The sequence below is a fragment of the Microcoleus sp. S13_C3 genome (assembly GCF_036700905.1).
Taxonomy (GTDB): Bacteria; Cyanobacteriota; Cyanobacteriia; order Cyanobacteriales; family Microcoleaceae; genus Microcoleus.
The window spans coordinates 1-7,029 of sequence record NZ_JAUBPT010000251.1 but is presented as its reverse complement, the minus strand read 5'-3'; the positions used below and the strand labels follow the sequence as shown (position 1 = coordinate 7,029).

8 protein-coding genes are annotated in these 7,029 nt (G+C 43.5%); 4 read left to right on the top strand and 4 right to left on the bottom strand.

Annotation, left to right across the window (positions count from 1 at the left end):
• The first annotated feature begins 316 nt into the window (after positions 1 to 316).
• The 3 genes from QUA16_RS34840 to QUA16_RS34830 all read left to right on the top strand — a co-directional run bounded on the left by QUA16_RS34840 (position 317) and on the right by QUA16_RS34830 (position 3,989).
• On the top strand, positions 317 to 1,519 hold the full coding sequence (locus QUA16_RS34840) for a Coenzyme F420 hydrogenase/dehydrogenase, beta subunit C-terminal domain (protein ID WP_333041421.1): 1,203 nt from the start codon (positions 317 to 319) through the stop codon (positions 1,517 to 1,519).
• Between the two features lie 104 nt (positions 1,520 to 1,623).
• Complete coding sequence (locus tag QUA16_RS34835; protein WP_333109175.1) at positions 1,624 to 2,658, top strand: M28 family peptidase; 1,035 nt, start codon at positions 1,624 to 1,626, stop codon at positions 2,656 to 2,658.
• A 188-nt stretch (positions 2,659 to 2,846) separates the two neighbouring features.
• Positions 2,847 to 3,989: a leucine-rich repeat protein gene (locus QUA16_RS34830; RefSeq protein WP_333109177.1), complete on the top strand. Its 1,143-nt coding sequence runs from the start codon at positions 2,847 to 2,849 to the stop codon at positions 3,987 to 3,989.
• 69 nt (positions 3,990 to 4,058) lie between these two features.
• Here the strand turns inward: QUA16_RS34830 and QUA16_RS34825 are convergent, their stop codons facing one another.
• The 4 genes from QUA16_RS34825 to QUA16_RS34810 all read right to left on the bottom strand — a co-directional run bounded on the left by QUA16_RS34825 (position 4,059) and on the right by QUA16_RS34810 (position 5,904).
• Complete coding sequence (locus QUA16_RS34825; RefSeq protein ID WP_333109178.1) at positions 4,059 to 4,394, bottom strand: XisI protein; 336 nt, start codon at positions 4,392 to 4,394, stop codon at positions 4,059 to 4,061.
• Positions 4,382 to 4,801: a XisH family protein gene (locus QUA16_RS34820; RefSeq protein WP_333109179.1), complete on the bottom strand. Its 420-nt coding sequence runs from the start codon at positions 4,799 to 4,801 to the stop codon at positions 4,382 to 4,384. The genes QUA16_RS34825 and QUA16_RS34820 overlap by 13 nt, the downstream gene beginning before the upstream one ends.
• A 220-nt stretch (positions 4,802 to 5,021) precedes the next feature.
• On the bottom strand, positions 5,022 to 5,393 hold the full coding sequence (locus QUA16_RS34815; protein WP_333109180.1) for a DUF2237 domain-containing protein: 372 nt from the start codon (positions 5,391 to 5,393) through the stop codon (positions 5,022 to 5,024).
• A 49-nt stretch (positions 5,394 to 5,442) separates the two neighbouring features.
• The gene (locus tag QUA16_RS34810) at positions 5,443 to 5,904 is read right to left on the bottom strand and encodes a GNAT family N-acetyltransferase (RefSeq protein WP_333109182.1); all 462 of its coding nucleotides are present in this window, start codon (positions 5,902 to 5,904) and stop codon (positions 5,443 to 5,445) included.
• A 235-nt stretch (positions 5,905 to 6,139) separates the two neighbouring features.
• Between QUA16_RS34810 and QUA16_RS34805 the strand changes: the two genes are divergently transcribed.
• Entirely contained in the window at positions 6,140 to 6,772 is a 633-nt protein-coding gene (locus QUA16_RS34805; RefSeq protein WP_333109184.1) for a Vat family streptogramin A O-acetyltransferase, read from the top strand.
• Positions 6,773 to 7,029 lie beyond the last annotated feature (257 nt).

Genomic DNA, 7,029 nt, shown 5'->3' with positions numbered 1-7,029 from the left:
TATTTTGGCAAACCGATTCAGTCATGGCATTGTCTAGAATACATAGATGATATTTTTTGTCAATGCGTAAGTCCTAACATCTTAGGTTTAACAGTCAGGTATTCAGCAAGAAACCGGGTTTATAGCGCAACCTAGGTAAACCCTGACTAATATTTTTTAACTTGTGAAAACCGCCAATTTCGGGCGAACCGAATTTGCTCCCGCACAAGCTTGCGTCCGCCTGCGAGGACTGAAAGAAAGAATAAAGGAGGTAAATCAAGGGAAATTGCTGTGATATCCTAACAAAAGCCATATCTGCATAAAATAAGTAATTTAGATGACCGCAACAGATTCTACTAAGCACCAAAAATCCAAGGCCCTCAAACCGGGTAGCCGCCGCCCCGCTAAAGAACTTTGCAGCGAGTGCGGTTTGTGCGATACATATTACATCCATTATGTCAAGGAATCTTGTGCTTTCTTAACACAGCATATCGCGGAATTAGAAGAAGAGATTCACGGGCGATCGCGCAATCTCGACAATCCCGACGATTGGTATTTCGGAGTCAGTCAAAACATGATGGCGGCTCGGAAAAAAGAGCCGATCGAGGGCGCTCAATGGACGGGGATCGTCAGCACAATTGCCATTGAAATGCTCGAAAAAGGAATTGTAGAAGGCGTTGTTTGCGTCCAAAATACTAAAGAAGACCGCTTCCAACCGATGCCGATAATTGCTAGAAATCGCGAAGAAATTCTGGCAGCCAAAGTCAACAAACCAACTCTCTCTCCCAATCTTTCCGTATTAGAACAAATAGAAAAATCTGGGATGAAGCGGCTGTTAGTAATTGGCGTCGGCTGTCAAATTCAAGCTTTGCGAACAGTCGAGAAAAAACTCGGTTTAGAAAAGCTATACGTTTTGGGAACTCCCTGCGTAGATAATGTCAGCCGTGCAGGCTTGCAGAAATTTCTAGATACGACTAGCCGCTCTCCTGAAACGGTGGTTTCTTACGAGTTTATGCAAGACTTTAACGTTCACTTCAAACACGAAGATGGTTCGGAAGAAAAAGTGCCGTTTTTTGGCTTGAATACTAAGGAATTGAAAGATGTTTTTGCTCCTTCTTGTTTGAGCTGTTTTGATTATGTCAATTCTTTAGCAGATTTAGTCGTGGGCTACATGGGAGCACCTTTTGGCTGGCAGTGGATTGTGGTGCGAAATGACACCGGGCAAGAGATGTTAGATTTGGTAACGGATCAGTTAAATACTCAGCCGGTGATGTCTCAGGGAAACAGAAAAGAAGCGGTTCAGCAAAGCATTCCGGCTTATGAAAAAGGGGTGACTTTGCCGATGTGGGCGGCGAAGTTAATGGGAGTTTTTATTGAGAGAATTGGGCCGAAGGGTTTGGAATATGCCCGTTTTTCAATTGATTCTCATTTCACTCGCAATTATCTGTACGTGAAGCGGAATTACCCGGAGAAATTAGAGGCTCATGTGCCGGAATATGCTAAGCGGATTGTGGGGCAGTATAAGTTGCCCGATGTGTAAACTTGTAGGGTGCGTCAGTCAGGAGTTGTTGGATTATTGAAAAAATAACCCTAAGTGAAACTGACGCGCCCTGCTACTCAAGGATAGCGAAAGATAGAAAACAAATGCAATTGGGAAAGATCGAATTATGGAATCGCGGAACGTTAACTAGACTGGCTATCCTTAGTACGATCTTAATTACTCTAATTAGTGGGATATGGTTGAGTATGATTGCAATGCCTGGGAAAAGCTACAGCGGGACAATTCCCCCTTTAACAGCACAGGAAATCTCGCTCCGAGATGCTTTACAGCGCGATGTGGAAAAGCTCGCTGGTGAAATCGGAGAGCGCAACTTTATACAATATCAAAAACTTGGAGAAGCCGCTGACTTTCTCGAAGCATCATTTCAAAAGGCTGGCTATAAAGTTGAACGACAAGGATATAAAATTGATGATAAATTTTATTATAACATAGAAGTGGAGATTTCAGGGGGAAAAAAAGCCGATGAAATAGTTGTAATAGGGGCACATTATGATTCTGTGGTGGGGAGTCCAGGGGCAAATGATAACGCAACTGGGGCGGCGGGAGTGCTGGCTTTAGCGAGAATGTTTGCGGATAAAAAGCCTGAAAAGACTGTGCGTTTTGTTGAGTTTGTGAATGAGGAACCGCCTTTTTTCTGGACTGCTGATATGGGGAGTTTGGTTTATGCCAAAAGATGCAGAGAGCGTAATGAAAAAATTGTTTCGATGCTCAGTTTAGAAACAATTGGTTATTACTCAGATGCGAAAAACAGTCAGAAATATCCAGCACCATTAAACCTTTTTTATCCTACGTCGGGAAATTTTATCGGATTTATTGGCAATACATCCTCAAGTAAACTGGTTAGAGAGGCGATCGCATCTTTCCGCCGCCATGCTGAATTTCCCTCAGAAGGTGCAGCAATTCCGGGTGGCATTCCTGGTGTTGGTTGGTCTGATCAATGGTCTTTTTGGCAACATGGTTATCCAGGGCTGATGGTGACAGATACTGCTCCCTATCGCTATCCTTACTATCACACGGCGCAAGATACACCCGATAAGGTTGACTGGGAACGGACGACGAAGGTGATAGCTGGATTGGAAAAAGTTGTGGCAGATTTAGGGGGAGTTGATATTAATTAGTTGCGGAGGGTGCGGAGCGTGGAAATATCATCGCTCGGCACAGAATATCATGCAAACTGACGCACCTATAAATTAGTATAACTTGGCTGAGTGAGGTAATTAAGAGAGTTTTTAATAGATGTTTTGCAGGGACACGGTAAGGCAGTGTCTTTGTTTTATATAGTGGATAAAATTAGAGGTACAAGATTATGACCCTCATAGTTGTACAGAAACACATGAAGTTACAAAAGTCGATCGCACTTACTTGTTGTGTGCTTCTAGCATTATCTGGGAAGGGAGTGTCGGCGCAGGTTGCAGAAACGCGATCGGGAAACAAAACATTTGCTCAATGGTGTCGCGAAAAAGATTCTTTGAGTCCAGAAGCTAAACATACTGTTGATATGCTGTTAAAAATAGCAGGAACTACTGAGTGCGATGAGGGCGATCGCCAACTTTCTAGTATCACAGGAATTAGCTTTACGAAGCAAGGAATCAGCGACATCAAACCGCTAGCATCCTTAACTCACCTGAAGACTCTCCGGCTCATCAACTCTTCTATCAGCGACATCAAACCGCTAGCATCCTTAACTCACCTGACTTTGCTCAACCTCAGCAGCAATCGAATTAGTGACATCAAACCGCTAGCATCCTTGGTTAACCTGAAAGTGCTCAACATCGGGAACAATCAGATCCGCGACATCAAACCGCTAGCATCCTTGACTAACCTGACTGAAATCGTCCTCATCGAAAATCAGATCGATGACATCAAACCGCTAGCATCCTTGACTAACCTGAAAGGGCTTTTCCTCCGCAGCAATCAGATTGACGACATCAAGCCACTAGCATCTTTGACTAACCTGGCTGGGATCGATCTCGCTGGCAATCAAATTAGTGACATCAAACCGCTAGCATCTTTGATGAAACTGACTTTTCTAGACCTCAGCAGCAATCAGATTAGTGACATCAAATCACTAGCATCCTTGACTAACCTGGAAGGGATTAACCTCAGCTCGAATCAAATCGTTGATATCAAACCGCTAGCATCCTTGACTAACCTGGAAGGGCTATCACTTAACAAGAATGAGATCGCCGATCTGAAACCGGTAGAATTCTTGACTAAACTAGAGATTCTCTGGCTCAACAACAATCAAATCGTTGATATCAAACCGCTAGCATCCTTGACTAAGCTGACTTTGCTCTCACTCGAAAACAATGAAATCGGCGACATCAAACCGCTAGCATCTTTCACTAAACTGACTGAACTCTACCTCAGCGGAAATCCGATCGCTCCGAAAACTTGCCCACTCAAGCCAGAGTCTATCTGTCAGTGGGAACCACAAACTGAACCCTAAAAATTTAGTAGAATTACACCCGATCGCACTTAAATACTTACGTTACGATTGAAGGCGCCTTTTATATTACTATGCAACTCCAAAGCCTGTATGTTCCCGTGCATAAGTTGGCTGAAGTCCTAGCACAATATCCTCTTTGGGTACTCCCATTTCTACCAATTCATCAGCAATCTGCCTGTCAGTTTGATTTCGCTGAATCCAGATTTTGCCATTTTTAATATCCAAATGAAACACACAGTTATACACGCGGCGGTGTCCGTCCCATCCTAAATCGACGGCTAGATAGCGATCTTTTTCTTTATCAAAAATTGTTTCTACCTCAATTTCTCCGTTAATTGGTGCTATCTTGCTATCTTCAATGAGGAGTTTTTGAATGCACTGACGGTAATGCTCTAGTCGATCCATTTGACTATTGCCTCCTGAACAGGGTTATACACAATAAGCTTGACTTGGTGTTGTCGAACCGACGCTTGAGGTAACTCCCGACTGAAAAAAGATTCGTAAGTCGCGATGGGAACTGCCAAATATAAAGTGCGATCTGGTTCGAGCTTTTCTAAGACTAAACGGTAATTTAAAAATTGTCCCAACGCAGTATGAAAATCAGAGAGAGCTGAAGCGCTTAAAAAACTCTTGACTTCTACTGCAATTTTTTTTCCTGATTTTTCCGCACCGATGAGTCGTTCAGCTCCCAAATCGATTTCGACTCTCTCATTCTCTGCAAATTCTAGCCTGAGAGGATCGTGAGTAACCACCCACTCAGATTTTTCAAGACCTCGCTTCACAGCATTATGAAATAGATCCTTAGCTGACACTGGTTATACCTCACCTCTAAACCTATTTTAACTGATTGGAGTCAACTTGTAGGGTGGGTCAGTGAAAAACGCCTGAAGTATTGAAAAAATAACGCCAACTGACGCACCCTACAGTTTGTATAAGAGCGCGATCGCCCGTTAGCGAAAGCGTTGCGATCCGAAGGAAAGCCCGCCCCTACGGGGGCTACGCCAACGAAGAGGATCGCACACCAACATCCTCCTACAAATCAGCAGCGTGCTGCTTCAATTCATCCAAAGAAACGTATTCCAAAGTCAAGGCGTGAGTGGCGGCCAAAACCACAGGCGGCGCAACTCCTGCATCCATTGCTTCCTTCCACCGAGAAGCGCACAAACACCAGCAATCCCCAGGCTTCAAACCGGGGAAATTAAATTCGGGAACCGGAGTGCTCAAATCATTTCCGTTCGATTTAGTGAATTGCAAAAACTCTTCTGTCAGTTGAGCACAAACAGTGTGAGCCCCAAAGTCGCCACCACCTGTATTGCATTTGCCGTCCCGATAATATCCTGTCATTGGCGAAGTGCAGCAATTCTCTAACTTTCCGCCCAGCACATTTGTAGCTTCCGTCACCATCGCAACTCCTGAGTAAAACTCTTCGATCTAATTTTACACAACTCGTTGTTTATATATTTTTTTCCATGACAAAGTTGATTAATTTTTGTCCTCTGCATTCTACTTCTTGTTTTCTCATCACAATAAATCCCTGGCTTTCAAAAAAAGGTCGCGCTGTAATGCTGGCTTCGGTAAATAACTTGTTAATTCCTAAGTTTTGGGCTTTTGACTCAATTTGTTTTAAAATTAGCCTGCCGACTCCTTGCCTTTGAAAGTGTTGATGACAGAAAAAACAATCGATATGACCGCTTGCTTCTAATTCCCCAAAACCTGCAATTTGATCGCCCTCTTCTGCTACGAAAGTAAATTTACTGCTTAAACTTTTAGTCCAACTTTCGATATCCATCTCTGCTGGAGCCCAAGCATCTACTTGTGCTTGTGTGTAATCGCGGATGTTTACTTCGTGTATGGTGTCGTAAAACAGTTGTACAATTTGTTGGGTATCACCGATTTCGTAGGTTCGTACTCTCATAAATTATCTCACTGCGATCGCTTCTTTCATATTAATTTGGGATTTGTAACCGCTTCGGAACGCGGATGGATGTTGGCTTTTACCATTTTGTCTCATTTCTTGCAGGGCGAGCGCCCCAAATTTTCTCTACCACCCCTTGACAAACTCTCTTACTCTATGTTAATGAAGCATAAGAAACCTAACTCGAATTAACAGTAAATCAATCCAGCAGCTTAACGAATAAGGCTTGAAACTTATGACAGAAATTGGGCCCGATCCAAACCGACCCTATCCGATGGCCGACCAACGGCGCGTATGCTTCATCAAAAACTTTATTAAATCCCCCAACATTATCGTCGGCGATTACTCATATTATGACGATCCAATAGATCCAGAAAAGTTTGAAAGAAATGTACTTTATAATTACGGAAACGACCGATTAATTATTGGCAAATTTTGTGCGATCGCCACCAACGTCAAATTCATAATGAACGGTGCCAATCACAAACTCGACGGAATTTCAACTTATCCTTTTCCGGTTTTTGGGAAGGGTTGGGAAACAGCCATGAATTTATTAATGGAACTGCCAAGTAAAGGCGATACCGTCATTGGCAATGATGTTTGGATCGGCTATGAATCCCTGATTATGCCCGGAGTCAAAATCGGCGACGGTGCCGTCATTGCCGCCAAATCCGTTGTAGTAAAAGACATTCCCGCTTACACCATTGTCGGTGGCAACCCCGCCCATCCCATCAAACAGCGTTTTAGCGATGGTGAAGTTGCACAACTATTAGAAATTCGGTGGTGGGATTGGGAAATCGACAAGATTTCCCGCAATCTCAGCATAATTATGCAAAGCGATATTCAAGCACTCAAAAATGCCGAGTAAACTCGCAAATACAGCGATATTAATTTTAACTCAGATCCTGTGTACCAGTTCCGGGGCGATGGCGCCGGCGAGCAAACTCCCAGCAGCCGATCCCGGAGAGATCATCTAATCTGCGTTCAACAGCGTCAATCTGCCTGCATCAGCCGTCAATCGATTTTAGATTTTAGATTTTAGATTTTAGAGGCGACCCCACGGATAAATGCGGGGGCTTGAGGATTTTCGATTTTCGATTTTGGATTGATTCCACGGATAAATCA